Source organism: Enterobacter sp. R-1.6.2 (genome assembly GCF_035064085.1).
Taxonomy (GTDB): domain Bacteria; phylum Pseudomonadota; class Gammaproteobacteria; order Enterobacterales; family Enterobacteriaceae; genus Enterobacter; species Enterobacter asburiae_B.
The window spans coordinates 125,970-141,497 of the sequence record NZ_JASEYI010000004.1 but is presented as its reverse complement, the minus strand read 5'-3'; the positions used below and the strand labels follow the sequence as shown (position 1 = coordinate 141,497).

The 15,528-nt window shown below is 58.4% G+C and carries 16 protein-coding genes and 1 riboswitch; of the genes, 5 read left to right on the top strand and 11 right to left on the bottom strand.

Annotated elements, in window-relative coordinates:
- Nucleotides 1-81: 81 nt before the first annotated feature.
- Genes QMN93_RS06345 through QMN93_RS06335 form a run of 3 tightly spaced genes read left to right on the top strand, consistent with a single transcriptional unit; the run spans nt 82 to nt 3,040 of the window.
- Nucleotides 82-843, top strand: coding sequence for an endonuclease/exonuclease/phosphatase family protein (locus QMN93_RS06345; RefSeq protein ID WP_023334979.1), 762 nt, complete (start codon nt 82-84; stop codon nt 841-843).
- The gene (gene clsB, locus QMN93_RS06340; protein ID WP_033144984.1) at nt 840-2,078 is read left to right on the top strand and encodes a cardiolipin synthase ClsB; all 1,239 of its coding nucleotides are present in this window, start codon (nt 840-842) and stop codon (nt 2,076-2,078) included. Before QMN93_RS06345 ends, clsB begins: the two co-directional genes overlap by 4 nt.
- Nucleotides 2,078-3,040, top strand: coding sequence for a YbhN family protein (locus QMN93_RS06335; RefSeq protein WP_033144983.1), 963 nt, complete (start codon nt 2,078-2,080; stop codon nt 3,038-3,040). The genes clsB and QMN93_RS06335 overlap by 1 nt, the downstream gene beginning before the upstream one ends.
- A gap of 104 nt (nt 3,041-3,144) precedes the next feature.
- On the opposite strand, the gene QMN93_RS06330 is transcribed toward QMN93_RS06335, so the two are convergent.
- The 6 genes from QMN93_RS06330 to moaA form a co-directional block, all read right to left on the bottom strand.
- Nucleotides 3,145-3,852 (bottom strand): Bax inhibitor-1/YccA family protein, encoded by a 708-nt coding sequence (locus QMN93_RS06330; RefSeq protein ID WP_064672128.1) that lies wholly within the window; start codon nt 3,850-3,852, stop codon nt 3,145-3,147.
- A gap of 64 nt (nt 3,853-3,916) precedes the next feature.
- The gene (moaE, locus tag QMN93_RS06325) at nt 3,917-4,369 is read right to left on the bottom strand and encodes a molybdopterin synthase catalytic subunit MoaE (protein WP_193138947.1); all 453 of its coding nucleotides are present in this window, start codon (nt 4,367-4,369) and stop codon (nt 3,917-3,919) included.
- 1 nt (nt 4,370) lies between these two features.
- Nucleotides 4,371-4,616: a molybdopterin synthase sulfur carrier subunit gene (gene moaD / locus QMN93_RS06320; protein ID WP_193138946.1), complete on the bottom strand. Its 246-nt coding sequence runs from the start codon at nt 4,614-4,616 to the stop codon at nt 4,371-4,373.
- Nucleotides 4,609-5,094, bottom strand: a complete 486-nt coding sequence (moaC, locus tag QMN93_RS06315) for a cyclic pyranopterin monophosphate synthase MoaC (RefSeq protein WP_047650631.1) — start codon at nt 5,092-5,094, stop codon at nt 4,609-4,611. Before moaC ends, moaD begins: the two co-directional genes overlap by 8 nt.
- Nucleotides 5,095-5,097: 3 nt before the next feature.
- On the bottom strand, nt 5,098-5,610 hold the full coding sequence (gene moaB, locus QMN93_RS06310; protein WP_064672125.1) for a molybdenum cofactor biosynthesis protein B: 513 nt from the start codon (nt 5,608-5,610) through the stop codon (nt 5,098-5,100).
- A 24-nt stretch (nt 5,611-5,634) separates the two neighbouring features.
- The gene (gene moaA / locus QMN93_RS06305; RefSeq protein WP_064672124.1) at nt 5,635-6,624 is read right to left on the bottom strand and encodes a GTP 3',8-cyclase MoaA; all 990 of its coding nucleotides are present in this window, start codon (nt 6,622-6,624) and stop codon (nt 5,635-5,637) included.
- Nucleotides 6,612-6,745, bottom strand: a riboswitch (molybdenum cofactor riboswitch). It overlaps the preceding gene by 13 nt.
- A 225-nt stretch (nt 6,746-6,970) precedes the next feature.
- Between moaA and yvcK the strand changes: the two genes are divergently transcribed.
- Nucleotides 6,971-7,879: a uridine diphosphate-N-acetylglucosamine-binding protein YvcK gene (gene yvcK, locus QMN93_RS06300; RefSeq protein ID WP_039261383.1), complete on the top strand. Its 909-nt coding sequence runs from the start codon at nt 6,971-6,973 to the stop codon at nt 7,877-7,879.
- Nucleotides 7,880-8,409: 530 nt separating this feature from the next.
- On the opposite strand, the gene uvrB is transcribed toward yvcK, so the two are convergent.
- Nucleotides 8,410-10,425 (bottom strand): excinuclease ABC subunit UvrB, encoded by a 2,016-nt coding sequence (gene uvrB / locus QMN93_RS06295; RefSeq protein ID WP_182383197.1) that lies wholly within the window; start codon nt 10,423-10,425, stop codon nt 8,410-8,412.
- Nucleotides 10,426-11,177: 752 nt separating this feature from the next.
- Between uvrB and QMN93_RS06290 the strand changes: the two genes are divergently transcribed.
- Nucleotides 11,178-11,900, top strand: a complete 723-nt coding sequence (locus QMN93_RS06290) for an ABC transporter ATP-binding protein (protein WP_032661226.1) — start codon at nt 11,178-11,180, stop codon at nt 11,898-11,900.
- Here the strand turns inward: QMN93_RS06290 and bioD are convergent.
- The 4 genes from bioD to bioB are packed head-to-tail and all read right to left on the bottom strand — an operon-like array spanning nt 11,863 to nt 15,490.
- Nucleotides 11,863-12,564, bottom strand: a complete 702-nt coding sequence (bioD, locus tag QMN93_RS06285; RefSeq protein ID WP_182383196.1) for a dethiobiotin synthase — start codon at nt 12,562-12,564, stop codon at nt 11,863-11,865. The two genes, QMN93_RS06290 and bioD, sit on opposite strands and share 38 nt — an antisense overlap.
- On the bottom strand, nt 12,557-13,312 hold the full coding sequence (gene bioC / locus QMN93_RS06280) for a malonyl-ACP O-methyltransferase BioC (RefSeq protein WP_167818312.1): 756 nt from the start codon (nt 13,310-13,312) through the stop codon (nt 12,557-12,559). Before bioC ends, bioD begins: the two co-directional genes overlap by 8 nt.
- Nucleotides 13,296-14,453: an 8-amino-7-oxononanoate synthase gene (gene bioF, locus QMN93_RS06275; protein WP_182383195.1), complete on the bottom strand. Its 1,158-nt coding sequence runs from the start codon at nt 14,451-14,453 to the stop codon at nt 13,296-13,298. The genes bioC and bioF overlap by 17 nt, the downstream gene beginning before the upstream one ends.
- Nucleotides 14,450-15,490 carry a biotin synthase BioB gene (gene bioB, locus QMN93_RS06270; RefSeq protein WP_181594633.1) on the bottom strand — a complete coding sequence of 347 codons (1,041 nt, stop codon included), beginning with the start codon at nt 15,488-15,490 and terminating at the stop codon, nt 14,450-14,452. Before bioB ends, bioF begins: the two co-directional genes overlap by 4 nt.
- Between the last annotated feature and the right edge of the window lie 38 nt (nt 15,491-15,528).

Below are 15,528 nucleotides of genomic sequence, written 5' to 3'. Positions count from 1 at the left end.
GGAAAATTCCGTAACGCCGCATCTTTTTGTGACGACGACTACACTTTATTTTCATTGGGATAGTCACTCAGGAAGGAGCTTATGACTCAAAAAATGCAGCATTTCTCGCTTAAGGTGCTGACGATAAACATTCATAAGGGCTTCACAGCATTTAACCGCCGCTTCATTTTACCGGAGCTGCGCGACGCGGTACGCACCGTCAGCGCGGATATTGTCTGCCTGCAGGAGGTGATGGGCGCACACGAAGTGCATCCGCTCCACTTTGAGAACTGGCCCGACACGCCGCACTATGAATTTCTGGCCGACACCATGTGGAGTGACTACGCCTATGGCCGCAACGCGGTCTATCCGGAAGGGCATCACGGAAACGCGGTGCTGTCCCGCTACCCCATTGAACATTACGAAAACCGCGACGTTTCCGTCGGGGAAAGCGAAAAACGCGGCCTGCTTTACTGCCGCATTACGCCGCCAGACCTCGAGCGACCTGTCCATGTCGGCTGTGTTCACCTGGGCCTTCGCGAAGCCCATCGTCAGGCGCAGCTGAAAATGCTGGCCGAATGGGCCAACGCCCTTCCCGAAGGCGAACCTGTGGTGGTAGCGGGCGATTTCAACGACTGGAGACAGAGGGCAAACCATCCGTTGAAAGTAGATGCCGGGCTGGAAGAGATTTTTACTCGCGCCAACGGCAGGCCTGCGCGCACCTTCCCGGTCCGTTTCCCGCTGCTTCGGCTTGACCGCATCTACGTGAAAAATGCTCACGCCAGCAGCCCGACCGCCCTGGCGCTCCTTAACTGGCGACATCTTTCCGACCATGCCCCGCTCAGCGCGGAGATCCACCTATGAAATGTTCCTGGCAGGAAGGCAACCGAATCACGCTTCTGGTCAATGGGGACGAGTATTATCCGGCCGTGTTTAAAGCGATTGACCATGCACAGCAGAAGGTGATCCTCGAAACCTTTATCTGGTTCGAAGACGACGTCGGCAAGCAGCTGCATGGCGTGCTGCTGCGCGCCGCCCGGCGCGGCGTCAAAATTGAAGTATTGCTTGATGGCTATGGCTCGCCGGATCTCAGCGATACGTTTGTGAATGAGTTGACCTCCGCAGGCGTGGTGTTCCGCTACTACGATCCCGGCCCTCGCCTGTTCGGCATGCGCACCAATCTTTTCCGCCGGATGCATCGCAAAATAGTGGTGGTGGACGAGACGGTGGCGTTTGTCGGCGGCATTAACTACTCCGCTGAGCATATGTCCGACTACGGCCCGGAGGCGAAGCAGGACTACGCTATTCGCATTGAAGGCCCCGTGGTTCAGGACATCTTACTGTTTGAGCTGGAGAACCTGCCGGGTAAAGAGGCCGTTCGCCGCTGGTGGAGACGCCGCCATCGCCCGGAAGAGAACCGGAAGCCCGGCGAAGCGCAGGCCCTTTTCGTCTGGCGGGATAACGGCGAGCACCGGGACGACATTGAACGTCATTATCTCAAGATGCTCGCCAACGCGAAGCGCGAAGTGATTATTGCTAACGCCTACTTTTTCCCGGGCTATCGCCTGCTGCACGCCATGCGCAATGCGGCCCGACGCGGGGTACGCGTGAAGCTGATTGTGCAGGGCGAGCCGGATATGCCGATTGTCAAAGTGGGCGCACGCCTGCTGTATAACTATCTGGTGAAGGGCGGCGTGCAGATCTACGAATATCGCCGCCGACCGCTGCACGGCAAAGTGGCGCTGATGGACGATCACTGGGCCACCGTGGGCTCCAGCAATCTCGATCCGCTGAGCTTATCGCTCAATCTCGAGGCTAACCTGATCATTCACGATCGCCAGTTTAACCAGACCCTGCGGGATAACCTGCAGGCGCTGATCGTTAACGACTGCGTGCGCGTGGACGAATCCATGGTCCCCAAACGCACCTGGTGGAATCTGGGCATCAGCGTGGTGGTGTTCCACTTTCTGCGCCATTTCCCGGCCATGGTCGGCTGGCTGCCGGCGCATACGCCTAAGCTTGCGCAGGTGGACCCGCCGGTACAACCCGAAATGGAAACCCAGGACCGTATTGAAGCGGAAGACGGAGGCAAACCCTGATGTCGAAATCGCATCCGCGCTGGCGGCTGGCAAAAAAGATCCTGACCTGGCTGTTTTTTATTGCGGTCGCGGTTCTGCTGGTGGTCTACGCGCAGAAAGTTGACTGGGAAGAGGTATGGAAAGTCATCCGCAACTATAACCGGATGGTGCTGCTGGGCGCTGTGGGGCTGGTTATTGTCAGCTACCTGATGTACGGCTGCTATGACCTGCTGGGCCGCGCTTACTGCGGCCACAAGCTGGCCAAACGTCAGGTTATGCTGGTGTCGTTTATCTGCTACGCCTTCAACCTGACGCTGAGCACCTGGGTCGGCGGCATTGGCATGCGCTATCGCCTCTACTCGCGGCTCGGCCTGCCGGGCGGGACCATCACGCGCATTTTCTCGTTAAGCATCACCACCAACTGGCTGGGCTATATTTTGCTCGGCGGGGTGATCTTCACCATCGGCGTGGTGCAGCTGCCCGCGCACTGGTATATCGATGAGGCCACGCTGCGCATTCTGGGCATCGTGCTGCTGCTGATTATCGCCGTTTATCTGTGGGCCTGCGCCTTTGCCAGACGCCGTCATATGACCATTAAAGGGCAAAAGCTGGTGCTGCCCTCGTGGAAGTTTGCGGTGCTGCAGATGGCCGTCTCCAGCGCCAACTGGATGGCGATGGGGGCGATTATCTGGCTGCTGATTGGCGAGGACGTGAACTACTTCTTCGTGCTGGGCGTGCTGCTGGTGAGCAGTATTGCGGGCGTGATTGTGCATATTCCGGCGGGAATCGGCGTGCTGGAGGCTGTGTTTATCGCGTTGCTGGCCGGGGAGCATGTCTCTCAGGGAACGATTATCGCCGCCCTGCTGGCGTACCGCATGCTGTATTACTTCCTGCCACTGGCGCTGGCAACGGTGTGTTATCTGGTGCTGGAGAGTCGGGCGAAAAAGCTGAGAGCGAAGAACGAGAAGGCGTTAGCGAAATAAAAGCAAAACGGCAACCTTGTTGCCGTTTTAGTGTTTGTTCCCTCTCCCGTGGGAGAGGGTCAGGGTGAGGGCACCAGACCGCACCGCCACCCGGCAAAACAACCTTAGCGACGGTTGCCGAAAATCCGCAGCAGCATCAGGAACAGGTTGATGAAGTCCAGATACAGCGTCAGCGCGCCCAGAATCGCGTATTTGCGCAGGTTCGAAGTGTCGCGTACGTCGATCTGCTCGCCGATGGTTTTCAGCTTCTGGGTGTCATACGCCGTCAACCCAACGAAGATCACCACCCCGATGTAGGTCACGGCCCACATCAGCGCGTCGCTCTTCAGCCACAGGTTTACCAGCGACGCCAGCACAATCCCAATCAGCCCCATAAACAGCATGCTGCCAAAACCGCTCAGATCGCGCTTCGTGGTGTATCCGTACAGGCTCATCGCACCGAACATCCCGCCGGTGACCACAAAGGTGCTGGCGATGGAGGAGTAGGTGTAGACGATGAAAATACTGGAAAGCGTCAGCCCCGTTAGCGCCGAATAGAGCATAAACAGCGTGGTCGCCATTCCGGCACTCAGCTTTTGCACCAGACCCGAAAGCACAAACACCAGCGCCAGCTGCGCGATAATCAGCCCAAAGAAGGTAATTTTGCTGGAGAAGATAAACATCATCAGTTCAGGCGTGTTCGCCGCATACCACGCGATAAACGCGGTAAGCAGCAGGCCAACCGTCATCCAGCCGTACACCTGAGCCATATACGTCTGCAGGCCGCTACGGGTCTGCTGTACTATTGAATCGGAACGCGGAAATCGGTCCATGATTCACTCCTGATTAAGATTAAGTAGACACACACGTTAAGATTAACACATCCACGTAAACCGACTACCAACGGCTGGCAGCTTGTTTATCGCTATCGCGAGATTCTACCCAGCGGTCACCTTCCGGCGTGGCTTCGCGCTTCCAGAACGGCGCTTTGGTTTTGAGGTAATCCATAATGAACTCCCCTGCCGCAAACGCGCTGCTGCGGTGCGCGCTGGTCACCCCGACGAAGACAATCTCCTCGCCAGGCCACATCTCGCCGATGCGGTGAATAACCGTGACGCGGCCAAGCGGCCAGCGGCCTCGCGCCTCGTCGACAATCTTCGCCAGCGATTTCTCGGTCATCCCCGGATAGTGCTCCAGCGTCAGCGCCTTCACGCTGTCACCGAGGTTGTGGTTGCGCACCTTGCCGGTGAAAGTGACGACCGCGCCGTCTTCATCACGTTCCGCCAGCCAGCTGTATTCGGTCCCCACGTTAAAACGCTCGGGACTCACCAGAATTCGGGTTTCAGCCATCTTAGCCCCCCGTAACCGGCGGGAAGAAGGCCACTTCATCCCCTGCGTTCAGCGGATGGGTGAATTCCACCAGCGTCTGGTTAACGGCGACCAGCAGCTTGCCTTCGGCGAGCGCCAGCGCCCAGCGGTCGCTTTGTGCCGCCAGATGCGCGCGCAGGGCGGCGACGTTTTCGAAGGACGCATCCAGCGTCAGGCTGTCGGTATTCACCAGCTCGCGCACCTGCGCAAAAAAGAGCACCTTAATCATGGCTGTCCACCTTAAAATCACCGGATTTGCCGCCGCTTTTTGCCAGCAGGCGAACCGGGCCAATCACCATATCTTTCTGCACCGCTTTACACATGTCGTAGATAGTCAGCGCGGCGACTGAGGCCGCCGTCAGCGCCTCCATCTCCACGCCGGTTTTGCCGGTTAAGCGGCAGAGTGACTCAATGCGCACGCGATTATGCTCCGGCTGCGCCTGCAGGTTCACTTCCACCTTGCTCAGCATCAGCGGATGGCACAGCGGAATGAGCTCCCAGGTCCGTTTGGCGGCCTGAATACCGGCGATGCGGGCGGTGGCAAAGACGTCGCCCTTGTGATGGCTGCCGTCGATAATCATCGCCAGCGTTTCCGGCAGCATGGTGACGAACGCTTCCGCGCGCGCCTCGCGCACCGTTTCCGCTTTGGCGGAGACGTCCACCATATGCGCTTCGCCGGCGGCGTTAATATGGGTCAGTTGTGACATAGCTTATTTCTTTAAATGGGGATGGAAATTACACGGACGGGTACGGGCATCCAGCTGCGGGGCGATGATGTTTTCCCACGCGGTGCGGCAGGCTTTGGTCGAGCCCGGCATAGCGAAAATCAGGGTTTTGTTAGCCACCCCGGCAACGGCGCGCGACTGGAGCGTGGAGGTACCAATCTCTTCAAAGGAGAGCATGCGGAACACTTCGCCGAAGCCTTCCACCTCGCGGTCGAACAGCGGGATCAGCGCTTCGGGGGCCTGATCGCCTGCGGTAAAACCGGTGCCGCCGGTAATCAGCACCACCTGCACCTCATCACTCGCAATCCACTGCGAAACCTGAGCGCGAATGGCATAGCGGTTCTCCTTCACGATCGCTTTATCGACGATGTGATGCCCCGCGTCATAGGCCGCCTCGCGCAGCCAGTGGCCAGAGGTATCATCCTCTTCGCCACGGCGGTCGGAAACGGTAAGGATAGCAATGCGTGTCGGGATAAATTCTGCGCTTACCTGACTCATCTTCTGGTTCCTTCTTAAGCCTGATTACCCGCCGATGTAGGACAGGTTCTGAGTAATACCGGTATTGCCCTGATGCAGGAAGTGGGTCTGTTTTTTATGCGTCAGCGCGTCAGAAATGCGTGCTTCAAGCGCGGCCTGCTGCGCATCGTCTTCCAGCAGATCGCGGAGATCCACGCCGCCGTCGCCGAACAGGCAAAGATGGAGCTTGCCAACGGAGGAGACGCGCAGGCGGTTGCAGCTGGCGCAGAAGTCTTTCTCATAGGGCATGATAAGCCCAATCTCACCTTCGTAATCCGGGTGGCAGAAGACCTGCGCCGGGCCGTCGCTGCGCTGGCGGATTTGATGGATCCAGCCGCGTTTCAGCAGCTCGTCGCGCAGCACCATGCCGGAGATGTGATGGCGACGAAACAGCTCGCTGCCCTCGCCGGTTTCCATCAGCTCAATAAAACGCAGCTGTATAGGGCGGGATTTGATCCACGCCAGGAAGGTATCGAGCTGGTGATGGTTCACATCACGCATCAGCACTGTGTTGACTTTGACCTTCTCGAACCCGGCCGCAAATGCCGCGTCGATGCCGTCCATGACCTGCTGAAATTTATCCTGGCCGGTAATGGCGTGGAACTGACGGGCATCCAGGCTATCGACGCTGACGTTGATCGCCGTCAGCCCCGCATCGCGCCAGTTCGCCACGTCACGCGCCATGCGGTAACCGTTGGTGGTCACCGCAATCTGGCGGATGCGTTCGTTTTCACGCACGGCGGCAATGATGTCGGGGAAATCGCGGCGCAGAGAGGGTTCTCCGCCGGTCAGACGCACTTTTTCGGTGCCGAGCTCAGAGAAAGCGCGCGTGACGCGGCGCACTTCATCCACGGAGAGAAAGCCGTTATTGGTGACGCTGCCCGGTTTGTAGCCATCGGGCAGGCAGTAGGTGCAACGGAAGTTGCACACATCGGTAATCGACAGACGTAAGTAATAAAACTTACGCGCGAAAGCATCAGTAAGTTGTGAAGCCATGTACACCTTTCCAGATCGGGAGGCACAGTCATTTCTTTCTGTACCCTGGTGGCAAATTCGCCACGGCCAGAGCGCCATATCTTTCGACACAGGCACAAGGGCTAGAGTGTATGTTTTCAATTTTGAAAACGTGGTTAGGGCGATAGTAGCGCGGAAATTCTGACGACGCCATTATCGCTTCACGCTATATAATTATCTATATAGCGAATCGTTCCTGCATTTTCGCTACAGAATACCTAAAAACCGCATTTTCACATTGATATACGTCATTTTGCATCGGGTGAGGCATCGTCTTTTAGGGGTAGTTAGGTTACTGTTACGCGATCGAACGTGATAAGGAATACGTATGCGCAATCGCACTTTTGCGGATCTTGACCGAGTGGTCGCTCTTGGCGGAGGACACGGCTTAGGCCGGGTTATGTCCTCTTTGTCGTCACTCGGCTCAAGGCTGACAGGGATAGTAACTACCACCGACAACGGCGGCTCAACCGGGCGCATTCGACGTGCCGAAGGCGGCATTGCCTGGGGAGATATGCGCAACTGCCTGAACCAGTTAATTACCGAGCCTAGCGTCGCGTCGGCGATGTTTGAGTACCGTTTTGGCGGTAATGGCGAACTTTCGGGCCATAACCTCGGAAATCTGATGTTAAAGGCGCTCGATCACCTGAGCGTACGGCCTCTGGAAGCCATCAATTTAATCCGTAATCTGCTCAAAGTGGACGCATTCCTGATCCCCATGTCTGAACAACCGGTTGACTTGATGGCCATCGACGCCGAAGGGCATGAAGTGTACGGCGAGGTGAATATCGACCAGCTCATCCTGCCGCCAACGGAGTTAATGACCTATCCGAGCGTGCCCGCCACGCGAGAAGCGGTGGAGGCCATCGGAGAAGCGGATCTTATCCTGATCGGTCCGGGCAGTTTTTATACCAGCCTGATGCCCATTCTGCTGGTGAAAGAGCTGGCGCAGGCGCTGCGCCGCACTCCTGCCCCGATGGTTTACATCGGTAACCTGGGACGTGAGCTGAGCCCGGCGGCGGCGAGCCTGTCGCTGGCTGACAAACTGGAATTAATGGAGCATTACGTCGGCAAGAAAATCATTGACGGCGTGGTCGTGGGCCCAAAAGTGGATGTGTCAGGGATTGGCAATCGTCTGGTGGTGCAGGAGCCGCTGGAGGCCAGCGATATCAAGTATCGCCATGACCGTCACCTGCTGCGCGAGGCGCTGGAGAAGGCAATTCAGGCGCTAGGCTAGGTTCGTTTTGTGCGGCCTGTTGCCCTCATAATAATGCCCGCACGGACGCCCCCCTCTCCCTTGAGGGAGAGGGCTGGGGTGAGGGGGAACATACGACTCTGGTGGTCATTCCGTTCACTTTATGTTCCTTGCTACTCTGTAACGACATGACCGGTGAACGTGCCAGGGTGGCTCAGTCGCCACTACCCTGGCGACCCGGGCTCCCGGCGGTAAATCGCCGCTTCGCGGATTGTTCGCCCCATCCCTGGGGCTCACCCCTTCGGGGCCAGCGCAAGCGCTGTCCAAAATTGCTCCCGGCAATTTTGTCATCGGCTTATTCCTTCCGGCTTATCGGGTACGGGCGGAGGTAACGTCCCTTCTCGGCGCATCCCTGCGCCTCGCCCCGGCCTGCAGGAAACGCCTCAGCGATTTACAGCCGGACCAGAGCATCGCTGATAGCCTTCAATCGCTCTGAAACAACGTTATTGCTTCTGTTCAAAAATTACTGGGGATCCCTCTCCCACGGGGAGAGGGAGAAAACAACGCTTTACTCACGATGCCGCGATGAAAAGATCCCGCAGCTGATGAAGCTGGTCGCGGATCTGCGCCGCCTCTTCGAACTCCAGATTCTGCGCGTGCTGCATCATCTGCCCTTCCAGCTCGTGGATTTTCTGCTGCAGCGCTTTCGGCGTCAGCACGACGGTATCTTCTTCCACCACTGAACGCGCCTTGCCGCGGCCTTTCGCTTTGGTTTTGGCGATGTTCTGACCCAGCGCCAGAATATCCACGACCTTCTTGTTCAGCCCATGCGGGGTAATGCCGTGCTCTTCGTTGTAACGCTGCTGTTTCTCGCGGCGGCGCTCCGTTTCGCCAATCGCTTTCGCCATAGACGGGGTGATTTTGTCACCGTACAGAATCGCTTTACCGTTGACGTTACGCGCCGCACGGCCGATGGTCTGGATCAGGGAGCGTTCAGAACGCAGGAAGCCCTCTTTGTCCGCATCCAGAATCGCCACCAGCGAGACTTCCGGCATGTCCAGACCTTCTCGCAGCAGGTTGATCCCCACCAGCACGTCAAACTCGCCCAGACGCAGATCGCGAATAATCTCCATGCGCTCCACGGTGTCGATATCCGAGTGCAGATAGCGCACCTTCTCGCCGTGCTCTTCGAGATATTCAGTGAGGTCTTCCGCCATACGCTTGGTGAGCGTGGTCACCAGCACGCGCTCGTTGATGGCGGAACGGGCGCGGATTTCCGAGAGCAGATCGTCCACCTGCGTAGCCACCGGACGAACTTCAATAATTGGGTCGAGCAACCCGGTCGGACGCACAACCTGATCGACAACGTCTTCACCGGATTTCTCCAGCTCGTAGTTGCCCGGCGTGGCCGAGACGTAAATGGTTTGCGGCGCTAATGCCTCAAACTCTTCAAACTTCATCGGACGATTATCCAGCGCTGACGGCAGGCGGAAGCCGTACTCCACCAGCGTCTCTTTACGCGCCCGGTCACCGCGGTACATCCCGCCGATCTGCGGGATCGTGACGTGGGATTCGTCGATCACCAGCAAACCGTCTGCCGGCAGGTAATCAAACAGCGTTGGCGGCGGCTCGCCCGGCCCGCGTCCGGAGAGGAAGCGCGAGTAGTTTTCAATGCCGGAGCAGTAGCCCAGCTCGTTCATCATCTCAAGGTCGAACTGGGTACGCTGGCTGAGGCGCTGCTCTTCCAGCAGCTTATTGTTCGCCAGCAGCACCTTACGGCGCTCGGCCAGCTCCACTTTGATCTCTTCCATCGCCTGCACGATACGCTCGCGCGGCGTCACGTAGTGCGTTTTCGGGTAGATGGTAAAGCGCTGGATCACCGACTCAACGTGTCCGGTCAGCGGGTCGAAGAGCGACAGGCGTTCAACCTCTTCGTCAAACAGCTCGACGCGCAGCGCCATATCGTCCGATTCCGCCGGGAAGATGTCGATCACCTCTCCGCGTACGCGGAAGGTGCCGCGCTGGAACGCCTGATCGTTACGGGCGTACTGCAGCTCTGCCAGACGGCGGACGATGGCGCGCTGGTCGATAATCATCCCCTGCGTCAGGTGCAGCATCATCTTGAGATAGAGATCCGGATCGCCCAGACCGTAGATCGCGGACACTGACGCGACGACGACCACATCGCGACGCTCCAGAAGCGCCTTCGTGGCCGACAGACGCATCTGCTCGATGTGTTCGTTCACCGAGGCATCCTTCTCGATGAAGGTGTCAGAGCTCGGTACGTAGGCTTCAGGCTGGTAGTAGTCGTAGTAGGAGACGAAATACTCCACCGCATTTTCCGGGAAGAACTCTTTCATCTCGCCGTAAAGCTGTGCGGCCAGGGTTTTGTTGGGTGCCAGCACCATCGTTGGACGCTGGAGATCCGCAATCACGTTGGCGATGGTGAACGTTTTACCCGAGCCGGTTACCCCCAGCAGCGTCTGGTGCGCCAGCCCGTCTTCCAGCCCCTCTTCCAGACGACGGATCGCCTCAGGCTGATCGCCAGATGGACGGAAAGCAGAATTCAATTTGAACGGTTTACTCATGGGCGACGACCTGATGACGTTATAAGCGGCAGGTGAGTAATTTTACTCGTTGTTGCCAGGAATGCCAGTAAAAAACACTGGATGAAAAACCAGTGGCATGTCAGGATATTTAGCATAGCGCCTGAATGATTAGCGCGATAGCGGCCAAAATTTGGACTGTGACAATATAAAACACCAGTCAGGTCAGGTTATCCCCAGAACTTTTTCTTTTTTAACATTTGTCAAGCCAGGTAATGATAGTTTTGTGGCAACGGGTGACACTTTCATGACGGGAATTGCTTTTATCTAAGCAGTTAAATAATAAACGATATTTTCTAAAGCCGCGTTTCGCGCCAATTTGGGCGTAAGCCGCGTCTTCTCTCGCTTATCGCGTGTTTTCTAACTCTAATGCACATGGTTATCCACAGGAATAGTGGATAACTGCTTCCAGCCCATACAGACTGGCGCTCGGCAAATTCCCGGTTTTTCCCACGAGACGGCAGTAAAAAATTTTTATAGCTATTTTTTGATGATTAACAGTTGCGTCATTCATAACCAGTCGATGGGATCTTGCTCACATTTTCATCATTTTGGGTTCTGCACCACAACTCACCACTTCCAGCACCGTCGCTGTGCAATCCGGTTTTTTATAAACCGCTTTCTGGTGATTCATTCCTAAAAAAGCCGTTTTTTTGAACACTTTTCGGTTTCTGGCAGGGGTTTTGCAGATTCAAACATGAGCCTCACCTACACACATTTTTAAGGAGAAAAAGATGTTGAGTCTGCGTGCTGTGAATCAGTTTTACGGAAGCCAACATACGTTATGGAACGTGAATTTGGATTTTCCGCAAGGGATGTGTACAGGCGTCGTTGGCCTGCCGGGGATGGGGAAAACCACCCTCATGAATTGCATCGCCGGGAGAGTGCCCGTTGAAAGCGGCAGCATCATCTGGCACGAGGCGGGCGCGCCGCCGCGCGATTTGCTTAACCTGCCGCCAGAACAGCGTTCAGGACCGGGGATAGGCTATGTCCCGCAGGACAGGCGGATCTTCTCCCAGCTAACGATTGAGGAGAATCTGCATATCGCCATGCGGGCGATGGGGAAACCCAACCCGGAAGCGAAAAGTGACGTTTACGACCTGTTTCCGGCGCTCTACGCATTGCGACAGGCCCGTGCGAACACGCTCTCTCCGGACGACCAGTACCAGCTGGCGCTGGCTAATGCGCTGGTGAACCGTCCGCACCTGCTGATCCTTGATGAGCCCCTGCACGGCGCAGGACATAGCTTCGCCCAGAAGCTGGGGCAGCTGCTGGCGCGCTTAAACCGGGAGTTAGGTATGACGGTGCTATTAGCGGAGCAGCAGCTGTCGTTTATCCGCCGGGTTGCGGACCGTTTCTGCATGCTCTATCGCGGGCGTAACGTGGCGCAGGGCCACGTTAACGAGCTGGATGACGAGCTTATCGCGCACTGGATGTCGCGGGAAGCAAGACGCTGAGATCGAGATAATGCCCGGTGTCGGCATTTTCCGAGCCGTCAGCAAGCCAGGGAATTTCCCCGAGGCACGGGGCGGGAAGTACTCGCCTGAGCGTCGCCAGATACTCCTGGTGTCGTTTCCCCGGCGCAACCACGTCGTTGGCAATCCAGCCCGCCAGCGTCAGCCCGGCCTGCTGTACGGCCTGCGCGGTCAACATGGCGTGATTGATGCAGCCCAGCCTGACGCCGACGACCAGAATGACCGGAAGCTGCTCGGCCTGCACCCAGTCAGCAAACGTCTGCGTGTCCGAAAGCGGCGTAAACCAGCCGCCCGCACCTTCCACCAGCACCCAGTCGGCCTGGCTTTCCAGCGTCCGTAACCCGGCTGACAGCACGGTGAAATCAATCGGACGATCTTCGTCAGCGCTGATGATGTGCGGCGAGGTCGGCTCGGCAAAGGTGTACGGATTGACCGCTGAATAGGCGAGTTCAAGGGTGCTGTTACGCTGGAGCGCCAGCGCGTCGGTGTTGCGTAATCCTTCCGCCGTCACCTCGCTGCCGGAAGCAACGGGCTTATATCCGGCGGTGTTTTTTCCGAGCAGTCGTGCCGCCTGCAGCAGCGCCGAGCTGGCCACCGTTTTGCCCACTTCCGTATCCGTGCCGGTAACAAAATAACGTTCAGTCACGTTCGATAATCCCATGAAAAAGTTGATAAGAGAGCGGGAAATGCCCCCGCTGCTGCGGCCAGGCCAGCTCCAGACGCTGCAGCTGGCCCCGGGTCAGCGGTTTTTTCTCCCGCCCGGCGTGCAGGTGCGTGGCGCCGATACCCTTCAGCGAACGCATGGCGCTGAACGCATTGCTAAAATTGAGGGTGATGGTCTGCACCGTGCTGCGGTAGCGCCAGCCTGCCAGCGCCTGCGTCACCTGGTCATGCGATAAAAAGCGGTTAGCGTGCGGCTGCTCATCCACCGCTTTCCACGCCTGATTCAGCTCCGGCAGCGAACTTTCCAGCAGGGTAGTAAAGGCCACCTTCCCGCCCGGTCGCGCCACGCGATAAAGCTCGCGCAAGGCCTGCGGCAGGCTGCTGCACCACTGGACCGCCAGATGACTCCAGACCAGATCGAACTGCGCATCCGCCAGCGGGATCGCCTCGATATCGGCCAGCAGATAATGGTCCGCGGCCTGCCGCTGTCGCGCCTCGTCGAGCATCTGCTCCGAGAGGTCGATAGCCGTGACCTGGCTTCCCGTCCCGCGCCAGTAGCGGCTGTTGCTGCCGGGACCACAGCCGGCGTCCAGCACCTGCGGAAAGCGGTTGTCGCCAAGCGCGGCCAGAAGCCCCTCCGCGCTCTGACGCTGCAGCTCATCGTGCTGCGAATAGCTCTGCGCGGCCCGGCCAAATGCCGCAGCAACGGCCTGCTTATTCACCGGCGTCATGGAGCGCCTCCAGCAGCGTCTGGATATCCCGAGCGTCATGCGCCGCCGTCAGGGTTAAACGCAGCCGCGCGGTGCCCGGCGGGACCGTTGGCGGGCGGATGGCGGTCACCCACATGCCGCGCTCGCGCAGCGCCTGTGCCAGCGCCAGCGCGCGGCCGTTTTCGCCGACAATCACCGGCTGGATGGCGCTTTGCGAATCGGGACTGTGGAAGGGCAGCGCCGCTAACCCCTTGCGGAAGCGTGAAATATGCTCTGCCAGCCGCTGACGACGTTCATCGCCTTCAGCGCTGCGGATCACCGCCAGCGACGCAGACAGCGCCACGGCCTGCGCCGGGGGCATGCTGGTGCTGTAAATCAGGTGTCGGGCAAACTGCAGCAGATAGTTGGCGACGGACTCACTGCACAGCACGGCGGCGCCGCTGACGCCAAAGCCTTTGCCGAAGGTGACGATCAGCAGCTCGGGCTTCACGTTTTGCTGGTATGCGCTGCCGCGACCTTCGTCACCCATTACGCCAATGCCGTGGGCATCGTCGACCAGCAGCCAGGCGTTTTGCCGCTTTGCTGCCTCGTGCAGCGCGGCAAGCGGCGCGCTGTCGCCGTCCATGCTGAACACCCCTTCCGTAACCGCCAGCTGTTGTCCGTCGCAGGGTTTATCCAGCAGCGCGGCGAGCTGCCCCGCATCGTTATGGGCAAAGCGGCGCAGCTGCGCCGGGCTTAAACTTGCCGCCTCCAGCAGCGAGGCGTGGCTCAGGCGGTCAGCGACAATACGGTCCTCTTTTCCCAGCAGGGCGGTAATGACCGCCTGGTTGGCGGCAAAGCCGGAGATGAACAGCAGCGCGCGCGGGTAGCCGATCCAGTCGGCAAGCGCCTCTTCCAGCGCCTGATGCGCGGTGGTATATCCGCTGACGTGTCCCGAGCCGCCGCTGCCCACGCCAAACCGCTCCGCACCCTGCTGCCAGGCGCGGATGATGGCCGGATGCTGGCTCAGCCCGAGATAGTCGTTGCTGGAGAAATTACAAAACTGCCGCCCCTCGCGGGTAAGAAAACGGCCCGCGCCGTTTTCCACCACCCTGCGAACGCGAAACGCCTCTGCCGCCCGGCGTTCGTCCAGCGCGGTATTTATTCGTGCCTGCCAGGTCATACGGCTGCCGCGTTGTAGAACTGGTCGGTGTCGGCGTTGAAAATCTGCTGCTCCAGCTGCTGCTGTTGCTCGTTATCGCCCGTCAGCACTTCGGTCTGATGCGGGTTAAGCCCCAGCTTGCGGAACAGCTGAACGTCTTTGTCCTCTTCCGGGTTCGGCGTGGTCAGCAGCTTGCAGCCGTAGAAGATGGAGTTGGCTCCGGCCATAAAGCACATCGCCTGGGTCTGCTCGTTCATCTGCTCGCGACCGGCAGAGAGGCGCACGAAAGAGGTCGGCATCATGATGCGCGCCACCGCGATGGTGCGAATAAAATCAAACGCATCCACGTCGTCGTTATCCGCCAGCGGCGTCCCCTTAACCTTCACCAGCATGTTGATCGGCACGCTTTCCGGCGGGGTCGGCAGGTTTGCCAGCTGCAGCAGCAGGCCCGCGCGGTCTTTCACCGTTTCGCCTAAGCCCACGATACCGCCCGAGCAGACCTTGATCCCCGCGTCACGCACTTTATCCAGCGTGTCCAGACGCTCCTGATAGGTCCGCGTGGTGATGATGTTGCCGTAAAACTCCGGCGAGGTGTCGAGGTTGTGGTTGTAGTAGTCCAGCCCCGCCGCAGAGAGGCGCAGCGCCTGCTCCTCGTTCAGCGTGCCGAGCGTCATACAGGCTTCGAGGCCCATCTCCTTCACGCCCTTCACCATCTGCTCCAGATACGGCATGTCGCGGTCGTGCGGGTTCTTCCACGCCGCGCCCATACAGAAGCGGGTTGAACCGGCGTTTTTCGCCTTGCGAGCGGAGTCGAGCACCTGCTCCACCTCCATCAGCCGTTCGGATTCCAGGCCGGTTTTGTAGCGCGCGCTCTGCGGGCAATATTTGCAGTCTTCAGGACAGGCACCGGTTTTGATCGACAGCAGCGTGCTGACCTGAACATGGCGCGGATCGAAGTGCTGACGATGCACCTGTTGGGCTTCGAACATCAGCTCAAGGAAAGGTTTGTTGAATAATTCAGTGACTTGCGACATCGTCCAGCGTGCGTGGTGAGCCATCGGGCTTCTCCAAAGGGTTTTGTTAATTTTCGGTTCGG